Here is a 17090-nt window from a genome sequence, read left to right as displayed (position 1 = left end):
GCATGACGGCCACTTCGGTGACGGCGACGGTGTGGCGCGAGCGTCGGTTCCTGCTGCTCGCCTCGGCCCGTACCGTCTCGGTCCTCGGTAACGCCTTCGCCCAAGTGGCCCTCGCCTTCGCGGTGCTGGCGCTTCCGGGGGCCGGGCCGGGACGGCTCTCGCTCGTGCTGGCCTGCCAGGCGCTGCCGCAACTCGCCTTCGTCCTGGTCGGCGGGGTGATCGCCGACCGCGTCTCCCGCTCGCGGCTGATGGTGGGTTCCGACCTCGTCGGCCTCACCGCTTACGGCTGCCTCGCCGCCATGGTGCTCACCTCCCACGCGCCCCTAGCGGCGATGTGCCTGCTCGCCGTCCTCGCCGGGACGGGCACCGCCCTCTTCGCCCCCGCGGCAGCCGGCGTCGTCCCGCAGATCGTCCCCGCGGAACGGCTCCAGGAGGCCAACGGCCTGCTGCGGCTGGGCACCAATGGGGCGATGCTGCTGGGGCTCGCCCTCTCCGGCGTCACCGTCGCTTTCCTGGGCGCGGGTTGGGCGCTGGCGCTCAACGCGGCCTCCTTCGGGCTGAGCGCGTTGCTGCTGCGCGGGCTGCGGTTGCCGGCCCGGCCCCGCGGGGCCACCTCGGGGCTGCACGATCTGCGGGTCGGCTGGAAGGAGTTCGCCTCGCGGCAGTGGCTGTGGGCGGTCGTCGCGCAGTTCTCCTTCGTGGTGGCCGCGCTCAACGCGAACGCCGGGGTGCTGGGGCCGCTCACCGCGGAGCAGCACTTGGGTGGGGCGCGGGCGTGGTCGGCGATCGTTGCCGCGCAGGCGTTCGGGATGATCGCGGGGGCGGGGCTCGCGGTGCGGATCAGGGTGGGGCGGCCCGTCCTGGTGGCGGTGCTCGCGACTTTTCCCATGGCGGTGCCGATGGCGCTGCTCGCGCTGCCGGCCCCTGTGTGGACGATCTGCGTGGCGATGTTCTGCTCCGGGCTCGCCACGGACGTCTTCGGGGTGCTGTGGTCCACCACGCTGCAGCGCGAGATCCCGGACGAGGTGCTTTCCCGGGTCAGCTCCTACGACGCCTTCGGTTCCCTGTCGCTTGCCCCGCTCGGCCTCCTGGTCGCGGGACCGATCGCCGCGGCCGTCGGCACCCGCGCGGCCCTGGCGGGCTGCGCCCTCGTCGTCACGCTCGCGACCTGTGCGGCGCTCCTCTCCCCGGAAGTGCGTTCCGCTTGAGCGGGGGCGGCCGCTTGAGCGGGCGGGTGCGGCTTCTCGCCGTTGGGGTTCCTGTCTCGTCGCCGCCTGCCGCCCGGTGACCGGTTGCGCGCGCAGTTCCTCCCCCAGAGCTTCGCCTGGGGGTACCCCCAGCGCCCCTTTCGGGTTCCCGTCTGCCCCACGGGGGTTGTCTGCCGTCCAGAGGCCGGTGGCCTCGTCCCGCGCAGTTCCCCGCGCCCCTGAAAACCTTGCCCTTCGTGCGAACGGCGAGGCCGTATAACCCAGCGGCGCTGGGGGTACCTCCCAGGCGAAGCTCTGGGGGAGGAACTGCGCGACAAGCCACGATGGCGCGGCTGTCGGCGACGGCGGCGAACCCCAAGGGCGGGAAGCCGCCCCGTAGCCCCATTGCCGCGGCAGGCGGCGACGGCGGCGAACCCGGACGGCGGGAAGCCGCACCGTAAGAGGGGCGCGGCTCAGGGGATCATTACGCGGCGGCCCCTTGTGTGGCCGCTTTGGCTGTCGGTGTGGGCGGCTGCCGCCTCCGCGAGGGGGTAGGACTTCTCGACCGGGATGTGGAGCCGTCCTCGCGTGATGAGCGCGGCTGCCTCGGCGAGGGCGTCCGGGACGCTGCCGGCCACGCCGGAGAACCGGACGCCGAGCGCGGGCGCGTCGAGGTCGGCGATGGAGACCACCCGCCGCGGGTCCCCGGTCAGTTCGACGAGCTCGCGGATCACCCCGGACCCGGCGAGGTCGAGGGCGGCGTCGACACGGCCGAGCCGCCGCACCCGTTCCACCCAGCCCTCGCCGTACGTGGTGGCAAGGGCGCCCAGACCCCGCAGGTAATCCTGGTTCGCCGCGCTTGCCGTGCCGATCACGGCGATGCCCCGGTCGCGGGCGATCTGCAGCACCGCCGACCCGACTCCTCCGGCCGCGCCGCCGACCAGCAGCGTCTCCCCGGGCCGTACTCCGACCTCGCGGATGATCCGCAGCGCGGTCTCCACCACGGACGGATACCCGGCGGCCTCCTCGAACGTCAGCCCCCCGGGCATCAGCGCCCAGGCCGACAGCACGGCGAACTCCGCATAGGTGGCGGTCCCTTCGCCGAACACGCGGTCGCCGACCGCCACCCCGTCGACCCCCTCCCCGACCTCGTCCACCACCCCGGCGGCATCCTGCCCGACCCCGGCGGGCAGCACGACGGGATGGGCGCCCAGCACCTGGCCCTCGCGGAGCCTCCAGTCGACGGGGTTCACGCCCGCCGCCCGCACGGCAATGCGTATCCGCCCGGGGCCGGCGTGCGGCTCCTCGGCATCGATGAGGCGCAGGACCTCCGGACCGCCGAACTCGGCGAAGCTGACTTTCTTCATGCCGGCGACCGTAACACTAACGGTTAGCTTTTTAGAACCGATACAGGTTCGCACTTGGTAGTGTGAGCCGCATGACCGTGCCGACCGGCCGCCGTGAGCGCAAGAAGGCCGCGACCCGCCAGAAGATCGCCGACACCGCCCTGCGTCTCTTCCTGGACCGCGGGTACGACGCCGTGGGCATCCGCGAGGTGGCCGCCGAGGCCGACGTCGCCGTCACCACGCTCTTCTCCCACTTCGCCTGCAAGGAGGCCCTGGTCTTCGAGCAGGGCGAGGACTTCGAGCAGCGCCTCGCCGCGGCGGTCACCGACCGGGCGCCCGACGAGCCGCTCATCCCCGCGCTGCGCGGTGAGATCCAGGCCCTGGTGCGCCACTGCACGGCGGACAGCACCGCCCCGGTCTGGCGCATGATCGACGCGACCCCCGCCCTGCGGGCGTACGAGGAGTCGATGCGGCAGCGCTGCGCGCGCACCCTCGCGGCCGCCATCGCCGCCGACCCGGCGCTGTCGCGGACCGAAACGGCGAGCCGGACGATCGCGCGCTTCGTCATCGACGCCTACGCGCTGGCCCGCGAATCGGACGCGCCCGAGGCCACCGTGGACGAGGTCTTCTCGATGATCGAAGCCGCCTGGGAGGCCGCCGCCCCGTCCCGGCGGACGTGAGGGACCGTTCCCCGGATCGACGGCGTATGGATGGCCGTATCGATGGCGCGGTGGCGGGAACCGGGGCAGGGTGGTGAGCGTTGGTCCCATTGGGCAAAGGAATCGTCAAGCGGCGCGGCCCGCGCCGAACCGAGCAGGGAGATCCACCATGGGTGTCAGCCTCTCCAAGGGCGGCAACGTCTCGCTGACGAAGGAGGCCCCCGGACTCACGGCGGTCACCGTCGGTCTGGGCTGGGATGTGCGCACGACCACCGGCGCGGACTTCGACCTCGACGCGAGCGCGCTGCTGCTCGACGCCACGGGCAAGGTCGTGTCGGACAAGCACTTCGTCTTCTTCAACAACCTCAAGAGCCCCGACGGCTCCGTGGAGCACACCGGCGACAACCTCACCGGTGAGGGCGAGGGTGACGACGAGGCGATCAAGGTGAACCTCGCGGGTGTCCCCGCCGAGGTGGACAAGATCGTCTTCCCGGTCTCGATCTACGAGGGCGAGACCCGCCAGCAGAGCTTCGGCCAGGTCCGCAACGCGTTCATCCGCGTGGTGAACCAGGCGGGGGGCGCCGAGATCGCCCGTTATGACCTCACCGAGGACGCCTCCACCGAGACCGCCATGGTCTTCGGCGAGCTGTACCGCAACGGGGCGGAGTGGAAGTTCCGCGCCGTCGGCCAGGGCTACGCCTCCGGCCTGCGCGGTATCGCCCAGGACTTCGGCGTCAACCTCTGACGTGACGGCGGCCTGATGTCGGCGATGTCCGAGTGATGTCAGGGCGTTCCCGGCCCCGCAGCAGCTGAGCGGCGCCGATCGGGCAACGGGGCCGCGGCCACCTCCGGCAGTACAGCCGGCGGCCGCGGCCCCGAGCCGTATCCCGGGGCCAGGGCCGTATCCCGGCACTTGAGCCGTATCGCGACGCCGTACCGGGGCGACCCGCGCCGCCGCCAGACCGTCGCAGCGCGGCCGCAGCAGCCCGTGCAGCGCCTGCCTACGGCCGTACCGCTCCCCTCACTGCGGCAGCGGCAGCTCGAACCACACCACTTTGCCGACCGCCTTGCGGCTCGTACCCCAGCGGTGCGACAGGTGGGAGACGAGGGCGAGGCCGCGGCCCTGGACGTCATCGGCGTCGGCCCGCTGGAGCTGCGGCAGGTTGTGGTTGTCGTCGCTCACCTCGACCAGCAGCTTGCCGACCCGCATCAGGCGCAGCTCCACCTCGTAGTTCGCGGCCTTGATCGCATTGGTGACCAGCTCGCTGACCAGCAGCTCGGCCGTCTCGCTGAGCCGTTCCAGGCCCCAGGCGGCCAGCTGGCGCCGGGTCAGCTCGCGCGCCCTGGCGACCTCCGCGTAGTCGATGAGCAGCGTCCAGCGGATGACGTCCTGAGGTGCCACCCCCTCGAAGCGGGCGACGAGCAGAGCCACGTCGTCCCCGCGGTCCTCGGTGTGCACCCGGGCGAGGATCTGCGCGCAGACGTCCTCGGGCGACTGCTGCGGCTCGATCACGTGCGCGCACAGGGCGGCCAGCCCGGCGTCTATCCCCTGGCCGCGGACCTCCACCAGGCCGTCCGTGCACAGCACCAGCCAACTGCCGTCCGGCGCGGGCACCTCCACCGTCTCGAAGGGCACCCCGCCCACGCCGATCGGGGCGCCGCCGGGGATCGCCAGCAGCTCGCCGCGGCCGTCCGAGCCCGCCAGCACCGGCGGGATGTGGCCGGCGTTGGCGAGCGTCAGGGTGCGCAGGATCGGGTCGTAGACGGCGTACACGCAGGTCGCCAGGTGCTCGGTGCCCAGTCGGTGGGCGAGGTTGTCCAGGTGGCGCAGCAGCTGGGCGGGCGGCAGGTCGAGCCCGGCCATGGTGATCACCGCGGTGCGGAACTGGCCCATCACGGCGGCCGCCTGGAGCCCGTGGCCCATGACGTCGCCCACGATGAGCGCCACCCGGCCGCCCGGCAGCTGGATCGCGTCGAACCAGTCGCCGCCGACCTGGGCCTGCCGGTCGCCCGGCATGTAGTGGTGGGCGATGCGCACACCGGGGATGCGCGGCGGGCGGGTCGGCATCATGGAGCGCTGCAAGGTGGCCGCGGCCCTGGACTCCTGGCGGTGCAGCCGCGCGTTGTCCACGTGGACCGCCCCGCGGGCCGCCACCTCCGCGGCGATGGCCGCGTCCCTGGCGTCGAAGGGGCGCCGGCCGGGGCGGCGCAGGAAGCAGACCCGGCCGAGCACGGTGCCGCGCGCGGTGAGCGGCGCCACGATCATCGAGTGCCCGGCGAGCAGGTGGCCGAGCGCGGGCACCCCGAGGTCGACGGCGATGTCCTGCGCGATCGACGGGTCCACCACGGGCACCAGCAGGGGGTCGCCGATCCGGGGCACTATCCCGTCGGCGGACAGGGCGAGCAGCTCGCCCTCCGGCAGCGCCGTCTCCCAGCCCGGCGGCCGGTCGTGCTGCGCGGTGGCCACCCGCCGCACCAGCACGGTGCCGTGGCGGGGGTCGTCCTTGACCGGCTCGGCGTCCGAGAACAGCTGGTCGACGACGAGGACGGAGGCGAAGTCGGCGAACCGCGGCACGGTGACGGCGCACAGCTCGCGCGCGGTGGTGTCCAGATCGAGCGTGGAGCCCACGACGGAGCCGGCGGCCCGCAGCAGCGCCAGGTGCTCGTCCAGGGCGCTCCCCGCGGGCCGGGTTTCGGCGGCGGGGGGCGGCGAGTACGCCGCCATGGTGTCCGGCCGGCTCCGGCCGCCATGGAGGCCGGGCCCCGCGCCCTGGAGGCCGGACGGAGGCGACGCGGGCAGTGGCGGCGGCACGGCGGTGAGGGCCGAGGCGCTGGAGAGGTCGGCGCCGGCGGTGGCCGGCACTCCTCCGGGCCCCAAGGGACGCGGGCCGGGGAGCAGTTCGCGCTGCACGGGGGCCGGCGGGCGAGCGGGCCGGCCGCCCTGGTCGTGGGGGACGACGGGCAGCCGCACCCCGCCCTCGACCTCGAGCGCCGGGTGGCCCAGAGCGGCGATCTGGCGCACCACGCGGTCCTGCCGCCCGGGGCTGACCCCCGGCAGCACGCTTCCGAGCCGTGCGGTGAACGTCTGACCGGTGGCGGGGTCCGTGGCGGGCTCGGCGGACAGCACCGCGGCCACCGCGATGTCCTGGCGCTGCGGCCCCTCCGCGGTGTACGGGAGCAGCCGCCCGCCCAGCGCGATCCGCAGGCTGCCGGTGCGCAGCGGCTTGGCGTGCGTGGCGATGGCCAGCAGGCTGCGGCCGCCGGGCTCGACCAGCCGGTACGTCCACCACAGGACGTCCCGCAGGGTGCCGTCGCGGTCGGTGGCGGCCAGGGCGCCCGCCCAGGAGGGCTGCGTCAGCTCGTCCAGCACGTCGAGGGTGTCGTGGCGGACGGCGGAGCGGGCAGCCGACCCGGCCGGGCTGAGCAGCCCGGAGGCGCGCTGCCCGAAGACGTGCTCCCAGCGGTGGCCGAACAGCTCCTCGGCGCCCCGGTTCCAGTAGGCGATCCGGCCCTCGGGGTCCACGCAGAGCACGGCGAGGCGCAGGAGGGCGGCGAGGCCGGGGAGGGGGGCGGCCGCCGGGTGCGGCGCCGGTGCCGCGGCTGCCGTGGGTGTCCCCGGTGCGGCTGCGACCGCCGCGCCTCGGGCCGGGGCGAGCCGGACCTCCGGCCGCGGCGCGGGACTTGGCGCGCCCATGCCGGTCAGGCGCCTGCCGGGTGCGGGCAGGAGTCCGTCCGGGCGGCTCGCGGGCGGTCGCTCGTCGCGCGGTTCGTGGTCGGTGGGACGGTCGGTGGGACGGTCGGGGCGAGGGTCCTGGTCGGTGGCAGCGGAGTGCCGGGTGGTCTCATCCAACGTCGTGCACCTGCGGTTCGGCGCTGAGTAGTGTCCTGGCCCTCAAGGCAAGCACGAATCGGGCGGCGGGGTCGACCGAATAGCCGGATTGCCCCTCCGTCGTGGGACCGTGACGGGCTGTCGGGGGAGGGCGCGGCCGGCGGACGGTCAGGGGACGGTCGGCTGAGGTACGGCTTAGGTACGCCGGACGGTCGGCTGAGGTACGGCAGGGGTACGGCGGGCGGTCGGGCGGTCGGTCCGCAGCAGGGCTGTGGCGGCTTGCGCGGCGGTTTCTCCGACAGCTTGTGCGGGCGGACCGGGAGTCACCCGTTCGGCGGCTTCACTCGCCGCCTGGCAGCCGGTGGTAGGCGCCGTACCACCACAAGGCGGCCATCTGTGCCGCGAAGGCGGCGTCCCCGCTGCCGTCGTCGGTGGACATGTGGTGCGCGATGGCCTGCTCGCCGCCCCACACGACCACCCGGCCGGTGGCCACCGGGTCGATCGCCGGGTCGGTGCTCCCTTGTGCCTGCAGCTCCCGCAGGTCCTGGGTCACGCGGGCCTCGAAGGCGTCCAGGTCGGCGTTGTAGAAGCTGCGCACGGCCGGGTCGTAGGCGGCGGTCTCGGTGATCGCGGCCAGCAGGGGCAGGTGCTCGCGGTGCCGCCGCAGGATCTCCTCGAAGACGCGGACGAGCCCGGGTAGGCCCTCAGCCGGGTCCCAGCTCGCGGCGGACAGGAAGAAGCTCTCCCGGAGCGTCGTCGCGAGCCGCTGCAGCAGGTCGGACTTGTCGTGGAAGTAGCCGTAGAAGGTGGAGCGGGCCACGCCCGCCTCGGTGATGATCCGCTGGACGCTGATCTCGGTGTAACTCAGGCCCTCGCCGAGCAGCTTCTCCACCGCCGCGAAGACCCGCGCCTCGACCGCCTCGCGCCGCTCTGCGCTCTTCGCGGGCCTGCGGGTGACGGACGCCATGGCGATCAGTCTAGATGCGGTGCGGGCGCCGCCAGCGCCCGCACCTCTGCGACCTGGCGGTTCACGCCTGCGGGAGCCGGGAGGGGGCGACCTGCTGCTGGATCCACGCCGGGTAGGCGGTCGGCGGCGCGGTGGCCGCGTCCAGCTCGGCGAGGTCCTGCGCGGTGAGCGCGACCTCCACGGCGCCGAGGCTGTCCAGCAGCTGCGGCACCCGCCGCGCGCCGACGATCGCGCTGGTCACGCCCGGCTGCGCGATGTTCCAGGCGAGGGCGGCCCGCGCCACCGTGGTCCCGTGCCGCCCGGCCACCACCCGCAGCACGTCCACGGCGTCATATGCCTTCTCGCGGTCGGTCGGCGGCCAGTCGGTGGTGTTGCGGCGGGCGCCTTCCTCCGTGGCGCCGGAGCGGTCGAACTTGCCCGACAGCAGACCCGACGCCAGGGGTGCGTAGGACAGGAAGGCGACGTTCTCCTCCCTGGAGGCGGGCAGGATCTCGTGCTCGACGTCGCGGCCGACCAGCGAGTAATAGCACTGGTGCGACACGAAACGGGCCAGGCCCTCGCGGGCGGAGACGCCGAGGGCCTTGACGAGCTGCCGGGCGGCGAAGTTGGAGGCGCCGATGTAGCGCACCTTGCCCTGGCGCACCGCGTCGTCCAGCGCGCCCAGGGTCTCCTCCAGGGGCGTCAGCGGGTCGAAGCCGTGGATCTGGAAGAGGTCGATGCGGTCGGTGCCCAGGCGCGAAAGGCTCGCCTCGATCGAGCGCAGCAGGTGGTAGCGGGTGGCGCCCGCGTCGTTGGGGCCCGGGCCCGTCCGCGCGCTCGCCTTCGTCGCCAGCACCACGTCGTCGCGGCGCGAGCCGAGCACCTTGCCGAGGATCGACTCGCTCTCGCCGTCGCCGTAGACGTCGGCGGTGTCCACGAGGTTCACCCCCGCGTCCAGGGCGGCGCCCACGATGGCGTCCGCCTCCTGGGCGCCGAGGCCGCCTACAGTCCCCCAGATGGGCGAATCCGCGCCTCCGAAGGTCATCGCGCCCAGTGCGATGGACGAGACGAACACACCCGTGCCGCCCAGCTGCCTGTACTCCATGTCCCTGCCCTGCCCCTGCTCCGCTCCCGGCCGCGGACCGGTGGCCGCGCAGGTCACCGCGCCGCCGCCGGCTCCCGGCAAAGGTCGAACACCTTGTACGACACACTGTACGTCACCGTGTTCGCCCCGGCGCCCGGCGCCCGGCGGCACTACGCCCCCGCGGAGGCGCCACTACGCTGTCCGGGTGACCAACAGCTCCGGAACCGGTCCCGCCACCCCTTCCGCCGCCGACCCGGGTGCCGAGCCCGGCAACCTGTTCGCCGACGGCGAGGAACGGCTGGCGAAGGCGGTGCGCGCCGCCGAGCAGGCGCTCATCGAGTTCGAGATCGCCGTGGAGACCTTCCGCGTGGAGGTGGAGAACTTCTCCCGGCTGCACCACCAGCGGCTCGGCCCGATGTACGCCCGGCTCGACGAGCTGGACGCCCTGATCGCCGAGGCCGTGGCCGCCCACAGCGGCGATCGCGCCGACATCGAGCGCGCCTGGGAGGCCCGCGCCCTGGTGATGCCGATGCCCGGCGTCGAGGAGCTCTTCGGCGGCCTGCTCGGCTCCGACGGGGTGCGGCCCGTGGAGGACACCGACCCGCCGCGCCGGGTCCGCCCCGGCAAGGAGGCCCAGCGCCTCTACCGCGAGCTTGCCCGCAAGGCGCACCCGGACCTCGCCCAGGACGACGCCGAGAAGGAGCGCCGCAGCGCCTTCATCGCCCGGGTCAACGAGGCGTACGCCTACGCCGACGAGGAGGCCCTGCGCGCCCTTGCGGCGGAGTGGGAGGCGGGCCCGCCCGCAGAGGAGGAGCTGCCCAGCGAGGCCGAGGTCCTCTACGCGCGCCTGGAGTGGCTGGCCGAGCGCAAGGAGAAGCTCGCCGCCATGGCGGCGGAGCTGGACGAGAGCGCCATCGGCCAGATGATGAAGCTCGCCCCCGACGACCCGGACGCCCTGCTCAACGAGATCGCCGAGCAACTGCTCACCCAGGTCTCCCAGCGCGAGGCGCGGCTGGCCGAGCTCGTCCGCGACGCCCCGCCCGAGCCCGAGGGGGACTGACCGCCCGGGCGCCCGCGCGCCTGGGGTAGCTTGGCTGTGTTCTCGGCGTTCTCGGCGTTCGCTGTGTTCTCCGTGTTCCGTATTGCTCCGCGTTCCTCAGCGTTCCTCAGCGTTCCCCGCGGGCGAACCGCCGCAGTGGCGCCCGCCCCGTGTTCCCGTGTCCCAGGAGGCCCCGCCCGATGTTCCGCTCCCAACTGCCCTCGGTGGATGCCGCTTCTGTCCCGGCCGACGCGACCCTCCTGGACGTCCGCGAGGACGACGAGTGGGCGGCCGGGCACGCCGAAGGCGCGCTGCACATCCCGATGGGCGAGGTCGTCGAGCGGATCGGCGAGGTGCCCGAGGGTCGCGTGCACGTGGTCTGCAAGGCCGGCGGCCGCTCCGCCCAGGTCACCCAGTACCTGATCGCCCAGGGCGTGGACGCGGTCAACGTGGACGGCGGCATGCTCGACTGGGCCGCCTCGGGCCGTCCCGTCGTCATGGACGGCGGCGCCCAGGGCCACGTCCTGTAGCCCGAGGCCACCTCCCGCAGGGGAACTTCCGGACAGTTTCCGAAACCCCCTTCTCCTCCCTTTCCGCACTACGGCCCAGGCGACGGCCCCGCCGCGCCCGCAAACCCGCGTCCCGCCCGCGCCTGTGGATAACGCCAAGCCATTCCTGAGGCTGTGGACGACTCGGTAAGGTCGCCGCCGGAGCGTGTGGCGGGAGCGTGCCGGGCGGCAGCCGGGCACGCCGGAGAGCGGAGAGACGATGGAGCCAAGGGAGGGGCCGCCGCCCGGTGCGGCGGGGCTGTCACTGCCGGCCCGCATAGTCGTGGCCCTGACGGTGGGCGCGGTGACCGTCGGCGCCCTGTTCCACCTGGGGATGGTCTTCCTGCACGTGGCGCCCTCGAACACGCTCAGCAAGGAGCACGCCACCGCGGTCAACGACTACATCTACCCGGAGTTCGAGCAGAACTGGAAGCTGTTCGCCCCCGACCCCCTGCAGCAGAACATCCATGTGCAGGCGCGCGCCGAGGTGGTCAAGCCGGGCGGCGCCCAGGAGACCACCGGCTGGGTGGACATGACCGCCATGGACATCGCCGACATCCGCCACAACCCGCTGCCCAGCCACGCCAACCAGAACCAGCTGCGGCGCGCCTGGTCGTACTACAGCGACACCCATGACGCGCAGGACCAGCCGACCGCCGGCTCTGGCAGTGACCTGAGCCGCACCTACCTCCAGCGCATCCTGCAGGACCGTTTCGGCCCCACGCTCAACGGCGGCACAGTTATCCGCATCCAGGCCCGCGTGGCCACCACGCCGGTGCCGCAGCCCAAGTGGGTCGCCGGGACCACCGGCACCACGACCTCGTACCGCATGCTCCCGTGGTGGAACGTCAGCGCCGCGCCGTCCGGGCAGGAGAACGCCTCGTGAGCGCACCCCGTACGCACGCGGCGGCTGTGCCCGCCGAGCCCGCCGTGCCGGTCAAGCCCGCCGCGCCCGAGACGCCCACGCTGGCCGACCTCAGCGCCCGGCTCGACCGCGCCGTCACACGCGGCCTGACCGCCGTCACCGCCGGCGCCATCGGCCGCTACCAGAGCGCCGTCCTGCGCATCGGCATCTCGCTGACCTGGCTGCTCTTCCTGCTGCGCGAGTACCCCAACCGCGGCCGGCTCTACGGCCCCGACAGCCCCTGGGGCTTCGACCTCGCCAAGCAACTGGTCGCCGGCAACCACGCCTTCACGGTGCTGCTGTGGAGCGACAGCCGGGCCTGGTTCGAGCTGGGCTACGCCTTCGCCGTGCTCGCCAGCGCCTCGCTGCTGCTGGGCTGGCGCACCCGCACCTCGGCGCTGATGTTCATGGTCGGCGTGCTGTCGCTGCAGAACCGCAGCGTCTTCCTCGGCGACGGCGGCGACAACGTCGTCCACATCATGGCGATCTACCTGGCCTTCACCCGCTGCGGGCAGGTCTGGTCGCTGGACAGCAGGCGGGCCCGGCGGGCGGCGGAGAAGGCGGCTGCGGAAGCAGGTGCGGAAGGGGCCCCCGAAACGGCCCCGGAAGCGGGCCGACCGGCTGAAGCGGCCGAAGCGGGCGAAGTGCCGTCGGAGGGTGCCGGGAAGGGCCTTGCGGCGGACTCCGGCGCCGCCGGTGGGGTCCTGGCCCGGACTGCTTCGGCTGAGGGCTCCGCACCCGCCACAGCCGCTCCTGCGGCCGCGCGCGGCCGTGGGCGGGCCGGGCTGGACCCGGTCGGGATCGCGCTGTGGGTGGTGTTCGGCGCCGTGCTGGTGGGCGCGGGCGCCGCGGGCAAGCTCTCCACCGGCTGGGCGCTGATCTTCTGGGCCTGCTGGGTTGGCCAGGCCGTCTGGTGGGCGGTGCGGCGCTGGGCGCCGGGCGAGCCGCGCACCGTCATGGACATCATGGGCAACGTCATCCACAACGGCGCCATGCTGGTGATCGCCGTCGAGGTCTGCCTGATCTACTCGACCGCTGGCTGGTACAAGATCCAGGGCAGCCGCTGGCAGGACGGCACCGCGCTCTACTACCCGCTGCACCTGGACGACTTCACGCCCTGGCCCGCGCTCTCGCACGCGCTCGGCAGCAGCGACGTGATGGTGATGCTGATCAGCTACGGCACCGTCATCGTCCAGGTCGCCTTCCCCTTCACGCTCTTCAACCGCCGGGTCAAGAACGTGCTGCTCGGCGGAATGATGCTGGAGCACGCCTCGATCGCGGTCGTCCTGGGCCTGCCGTTCTTCTCGCTCGCCATGATCACCGCCGACGCCGTCTTCCTGCCGACGAGCTTCCTGCTCTGGCTGGAGCGGCTGGTGGTCGGCGCGGTCACCCGGGGCCGGGGACGCACGGCGGTCGTGCCCGCGCAGCGGGCGGGGGAGCCGGAGCCGGCGGCCGGACCGCCGCAGGGGGCCCACGATTCGGCCAGCGGTTCCGGAAACGGTTCGGCGCCAGGGGACGGCTCCGCATCGGAGGCGGAGCCCGCGGCGGGCCCGCACCCGCCCACGGCGCTCGCCTGAGGGGCCGCCGGCCCGTAGGCACCGTGCGAGGTCCAACCCAAGAGGCCCTGTCCGGCCCATGGTCCCGGCCCCCCTTGCGAGCGCAGGGGCGGCGGGACCCGCCGGACAGGGCCTGCGCCTAGGCTGGCGGCATGACCGAGCACCAGGGCGCCGGCCTGCGGACCGGACCGGCCGACGACGCCGAGGCGGCCGTGCGCCGGTGGCAGGCCGCCGCACCCCGGGCGGTGCTGCTCGACGGCTTCCACGCGCTCAAGCACGCCCTGCGCTTCGGGGCCGACGTCCTGGTCGCCGTCACCGACGACCGGGCGGCGGTGCTGCGGCTCGCCGAGGAACTGGCGCCCGACCTGGCGGCCGAACTCGCCGCACAGGTCACCGAGCTGCCCGCGCCCCGGCTGCGCGACCTGGTGCCGCGTCCCCATCCCACCGGGGTGGCCGCCCTGGCGCCCCGCCCCGACCGCACCGCCCAACTCGCCGTACTCGACCGGCTCCCCCGGCAGGCGCCCCTCGTCGTCCTGGACGAGCCGCGCAACCTCGGCAACGTGGGCGCGGTCGTGCGCCTGGCGGCGGGCTTCGGCGTCACCGGGGTGGTGACCACCGGCCCGCTGGACCCCTGGCACCCCAACGCCGTGCGCTCCGGCGCCGGGCTGCACTACGCGACAGCCGTCGAGCGGGCCGAGCCCGGCGCACTGCCGCCCGGCCCGCTCGTCGTCCTGGACCCCGAGGGCGCGGACATCCGCGGCACCGCGCTGCCCGACGACGCGCTCGTCGTCTTCGGCTCCGAACGGCACGGCGTCTCGGCCGCGCTGCGCGAGCGGGCCGACGCCCTGGTGGCGCTGCCCATGCGCGCCCAGGTGTCGAGCTACAACCTCGCCACCAGCGTGGGCATGGCGCTCTACCACTGGGCCGCGACCTCGCGCTCCCCGCGGGTACCCGGTGGACCCGGGGGCCGGTCCGGCGGGTCCCGCGGGGGCGCTTGAGGGGTGGACCGGGGAGGACCGTGGTGGATCGGCCTGAGCCGGGCGGACTTGGGGACCCCGATGGACGTCCCGCGGTGCCCGGGCGCCGGGACACCGCTAGATTAACCGAATGTTCGGTCGGGACACGAGGGGCGGACCCGGCCCTGTGGACAACGAGGAGTCAACCGTGACCGCAGTGGACCGCAGCAGCGCCGTGGCAGTCGTCGGCGCCGGCACCATGGGACAGGGCATCGCACAGGTCGCGCTGGTCGCCGGGCATCCGGTGCTGCTCTTCGACGCCGTCCCGGGCCGGGCGGAGGCGGCCGTCGACGCCGTCGCGGGGCGGCTGGACCGGCTCGCCGCCAAGGGGCGGATCGGCGCCTCCGAGCACAAGGCGGCGCTCGCCCGCCTGGCAGCCGCCGACCGGCTCGCGGATCTCGCGCCCGCCGCCCTGGTCGTGGAGGCCGTGGTCGAGGACCTGGCCGTCAAGCAGCGGCTCTTCGCCGAACTGGAGGACATCGTCGCCGCCGACTGCCTCCTGGCGACCAACACCTCCTCCCTGTCGGTCACCGCGGTGGCGGCCGCCCTGCGCCGCCCAGGGCGCCTGGTGGGCATGCACTTCTTCAACCCCGCGCCCCTGCTGCCGCTCGTCGAGGTCGTCGCCGGGGCGGCCGGTGACGCCCAGGCGGTCACCACCGCCTGCGACACCGCGGCCGCCTGGGACAAGGTGCCCGTGCGCTGCACCGACACCCCCGGCTTCCTCGTCAACCGCGTGGCCCGCCCCTTCTACGCCGAGGCGCTGCGCGTCTACGAGGAGCGGGCCGCCGACCCCGCCACCGTGGACGCGCTGCTGCGCGAGAGCGGCGGCTTCGCCATGGGCGCCTTCGAGCTGACCGACCTGATCGGCCAGGACGTCAACGAGGCGGTCACCCGCTCGGTGTGGGAGGCGTTCGGCCGCGACCCCAAGTTCGCGCCCTCACTGGCGCAGCGGCGCCTGGTGGAGTCCGGGCGGCTCGGCCGCAAGAGCGGCCGCGGCTGGTACCCCTACGGCGACGAGCGCGCCCATGGCGACGCCGTCCAGCCGCACACCGCGGAGCCGGCCATGGCACCCGGGTACGTCACCGTGCGCGGCACCCTGGGGCCCGCGGGCGCCCTGCCCGGTCTGCTGCGCGAGGCGCGGATCGAGGTGCGCGAGGAGCCGGCCGCCCCCGGCGAGCGGACCGGCGCGATCGTGCTGCCCGGCGGCACGCCCCTGCACCTGGCCGACGGGCGGCTGCCCGGGGCGCCGGCGATCCAGTTCGACCTCGCGCTGGACTACCGGGCGGCCGGCCGGATCGCCATCGCGCCCTCCGCCGGGGTGCACGCCGACGCGGTCGCCGAGGCCACCGGGCTCTTCCAGGCGCTCGGCAAGGAGGTCAGCGTCGTGCGGGACGTGCCCGGCATGGTGGTGGCGCGCACGGCGGCGATGCTGGTGGACTTCGCCCTCGACACCGTCGCCAGGGAGGTGGCCACCCCGCAGGACGTGGACACCGCGATGCGGCTGGGCGTCAACTACCCCTTGGGGCCCCTGGAGTGGGGCGAGCGCGTCTCCCTGACGTACGTGCGCGACCTGCTGGACGCCCTGCACGTCTGGTACCCCTCCGGCCGCTACGCCCCCTGCCCCGAGCTGAGACGGCGTGCCGCGCGGTCCGAAGATGTGATCTCCTCATGACCATGGCGAAGCGCGACACCTACACGCCCGACTCGCTGCTCGCGGTGGCCGTCGAGGTCTTCAACGAGCGCGGCTACGACGGCACCTCCATGGAGCACCTGTCCCAGGCAGCGGGCATCTCCAAGTCCTCGATCTACCACCACGTCCGGGGCAAGGAGGAGCTGCTGGAGCGGGCGGTGGGCCGCGCCCTGGAGGGCCTGTTCGCCATCCTCGACGAGCCCGGCGCCGTGCGGGGCCGCGCGATCGAGCGGTTGGAGTTCGTCACCCGGCGCACCACGCAGGTGCTGATGGCCGAGCTGCCCTACGTCACGCTGCTGCTGCGGGTGCGCGGCAACACCCGCACCGAGCGGCTGGCGCTCGCCCGCCGCCGCGAGTTCGACCAGCGGATGGCGGGCCTGCTGACGGCCGCGGTGGCCGAGGGCGACCTGCGCGCGGACATGGACGTCAAGCTCGCCACCCGGCTGCTGTTCGGCATGATCAACTCCCTGGTGGAGTGGTACCGGCCGGGTGCCGGGGCCCGCGCGGACGAGGAGGTGGCCGCGGCGGTGGTGCGGCTGGCGTTCGACGGGCTGCGCACGTAGCGGGCGGCCGCGTCCGCCCCCGTCCGGCTCCCGTCTGCCTGCGTCCGGCCCCGTCCGGCGGGCCGGCTCAGTCGCCGAGGACGAGGTCGGTCTCCTCGAAGACCAGCAGCGTGCGGCTGCTGAGCACTTCCTCGATCGCCTGCAGCCGGGTCAGGACCAGTTCGCGCAGGCTGCGGTTGTCGACGGTGTGCACCAGCAGCAGCACATCGAAGTCGCCGCTGACGAGGGCGATGTGGACGACACCCGGAAGGGTGACAAGTTTCTCCCGGACGGTCCGCCACGAGTTCTGGACGATCTTGAGCGTGATGTAGGCGGAGGCGCCGTGGCCCGCCCGCTCGTGGTCCACCCGGGCGGTGAATCCTCGGATGATCCCGTCCTCGAGCAGCCGGTTGATCCGCGCGTACGCGTTCGCCCGTGACACGTGCACCCGCTCGGCCACGGAGCGTATCGAGGCCCTGCCGTCCTCCTGGAGCAGGCGCAGGATCGTCCGGTCGATCGGGTCGAGAGGTCGGGCCTCTGCTTCGTCGGCGCCGTCTGTGGCCATCTGTTCGCTCGCCATCCCCCGGGGGCTCCATAGCATGGACGTACTGGCTCCATCTCAGGCTGTGCAGAACCGTTTGTCCACAGGCCGGACGACCCCGTAGCCAAAATGCCTCCGGCGACCGAACAATCGGTTGGGAGAGCGGGACCCGCTCGCCGTCCGACCGACCCCGGTCACCGATT

General features: G+C 73.9%; 15 protein-coding genes. 10 read left to right on the top strand and 5 right to left on the bottom strand.

Translation table 11 applies throughout. The features are described 5' to 3' along the window. Positions 1–2 precede the first annotated feature (2 nt). On the top strand, positions 3–1208 hold the full coding sequence (locus tag BLR33_RS03900) for an MFS transporter (RefSeq protein WP_093782847.1): 1206 nt from the start codon (positions 3–5) through the stop codon (positions 1206–1208). Positions 1209–1660: 452 nt separating this feature from the next. Here the strand turns inward: BLR33_RS03900 and BLR33_RS03895 are convergent, their stop codons facing one another. Beyond that, complete coding sequence (locus BLR33_RS03895) at positions 1661–2554, bottom strand: NADP-dependent oxidoreductase (RefSeq protein ID WP_093782846.1); 894 nt, start codon at positions 2552–2554, stop codon at positions 1661–1663. A gap of 71 nt (positions 2555–2625) precedes the next feature. On the opposite strand from BLR33_RS03895, the gene BLR33_RS03890 reads away from it, so the two are divergent. Together BLR33_RS03890 and BLR33_RS03885 are read left to right on the top strand one after the other, a co-directional pair. Further along, complete coding sequence (locus BLR33_RS03890) at positions 2626–3213, top strand: TetR/AcrR family transcriptional regulator (protein ID WP_093782845.1); 588 nt, start codon at positions 2626–2628, stop codon at positions 3211–3213. A gap of 148 nt (positions 3214–3361) precedes the next feature. Beyond that, positions 3362–3937 (top strand): TerD family protein, encoded by a 576-nt coding sequence (locus BLR33_RS03885; RefSeq protein WP_093782844.1) that lies wholly within the window; start codon positions 3362–3364, stop codon positions 3935–3937. A gap of 276 nt (positions 3938–4213) precedes the next feature. Here BLR33_RS03885 and BLR33_RS03880 read toward each other — a convergent pair whose 3' ends face one another. The 3 genes from BLR33_RS03880 to BLR33_RS03870 all read right to left on the bottom strand — a co-directional run bounded on the left by BLR33_RS03880 (position 4214) and on the right by BLR33_RS03870 (position 9072). Beyond that, entirely contained in the window at positions 4214–7042 is a 2829-nt protein-coding gene (locus BLR33_RS03880) for an ATP-binding SpoIIE family protein phosphatase (RefSeq protein WP_245771142.1), read from the bottom strand. Between the two features lie 319 nt (positions 7043–7361). Further along, positions 7362–7988, bottom strand: coding sequence for a TetR/AcrR family transcriptional regulator (locus tag BLR33_RS03875; RefSeq protein ID WP_093782843.1), 627 nt, complete (start codon positions 7986–7988; stop codon positions 7362–7364). Positions 7989–8049: 61 nt separating this feature from the next. Further along, a complete protein-coding gene (locus BLR33_RS03870; RefSeq protein ID WP_093782842.1) occupies positions 8050–9072 on the bottom strand; it encodes an aldo/keto reductase in 1023 nt (340 codons plus the stop codon). 184 nt (positions 9073–9256) lie between these two features. Between BLR33_RS03870 and BLR33_RS03865 the strand changes: the two genes are divergently transcribed. The 7 genes from BLR33_RS03865 (at position 9257) to BLR33_RS03830 (ending at position 16367) form a co-directional block, all read left to right on the top strand. After that, positions 9257–10111 carry a hypothetical protein gene (locus tag BLR33_RS03865; protein WP_093782841.1) on the top strand — a complete coding sequence of 285 codons (855 nt, stop codon included), beginning with the start codon at positions 9257–9259 and terminating at the stop codon, positions 10109–10111. A 179-nt stretch (positions 10112–10290) separates the two neighbouring features. Continuing rightward, positions 10291–10620, top strand: a complete 330-nt coding sequence (locus BLR33_RS03860; RefSeq protein WP_093782840.1) for a rhodanese-like domain-containing protein — start codon at positions 10291–10293, stop codon at positions 10618–10620. 238 nt (positions 10621–10858) lie between these two features. Then, positions 10859–11524 carry a DUF5819 family protein gene (locus BLR33_RS03855; RefSeq protein WP_093782839.1) on the top strand — a complete coding sequence of 222 codons (666 nt, stop codon included), beginning with the start codon at positions 10859–10861 and terminating at the stop codon, positions 11522–11524. Positions 11525–11604: 80 nt separating this feature from the next. Next, positions 11605–13119, top strand: coding sequence for an HTTM domain-containing protein (locus BLR33_RS35835; RefSeq protein ID WP_245771196.1), 1515 nt, complete (start codon positions 11605–11607; stop codon positions 13117–13119). 131 nt (positions 13120–13250) lie between these two features. Beyond that, entirely contained in the window at positions 13251–14096 is an 846-nt protein-coding gene (locus tag BLR33_RS03840; RefSeq protein ID WP_093782838.1) for a TrmH family RNA methyltransferase, read from the top strand. Between the two features lie 166 nt (positions 14097–14262). Next, positions 14263–15786, top strand: a complete 1524-nt coding sequence (locus BLR33_RS03835; protein ID WP_093782837.1) for a 3-hydroxyacyl-CoA dehydrogenase — start codon at positions 14263–14265, stop codon at positions 15784–15786. Beyond that, positions 15783–16367 carry a TetR/AcrR family transcriptional regulator gene (locus BLR33_RS03830; RefSeq protein ID WP_093782836.1) on the top strand — a complete coding sequence of 195 codons (585 nt, stop codon included), beginning with the start codon at positions 15783–15785 and terminating at the stop codon, positions 16365–16367. Before BLR33_RS03835 ends, BLR33_RS03830 begins: the two co-directional genes overlap by 4 nt. A 67-nt stretch (positions 16368–16434) precedes the next feature. Here BLR33_RS03830 and BLR33_RS03825 read toward each other — a convergent pair whose 3' ends face one another. Continuing rightward, positions 16435–16926 carry an Lrp/AsnC family transcriptional regulator gene (locus BLR33_RS03825; RefSeq protein ID WP_176930114.1) on the bottom strand — a complete coding sequence of 164 codons (492 nt, stop codon included), beginning with the start codon at positions 16924–16926 and terminating at the stop codon, positions 16435–16437. Positions 16927–17090: the final 164 nt, after the last annotated feature.

It is taken from the genome of Actinacidiphila guanduensis (genome assembly GCF_900103985.1).
Lineage (GTDB): Bacteria > Actinomycetota > Actinomycetes > Streptomycetales > Streptomycetaceae > Actinacidiphila > Actinacidiphila guanduensis.
This window is presented reverse-complemented; position numbering and strand designations above follow the sequence as displayed.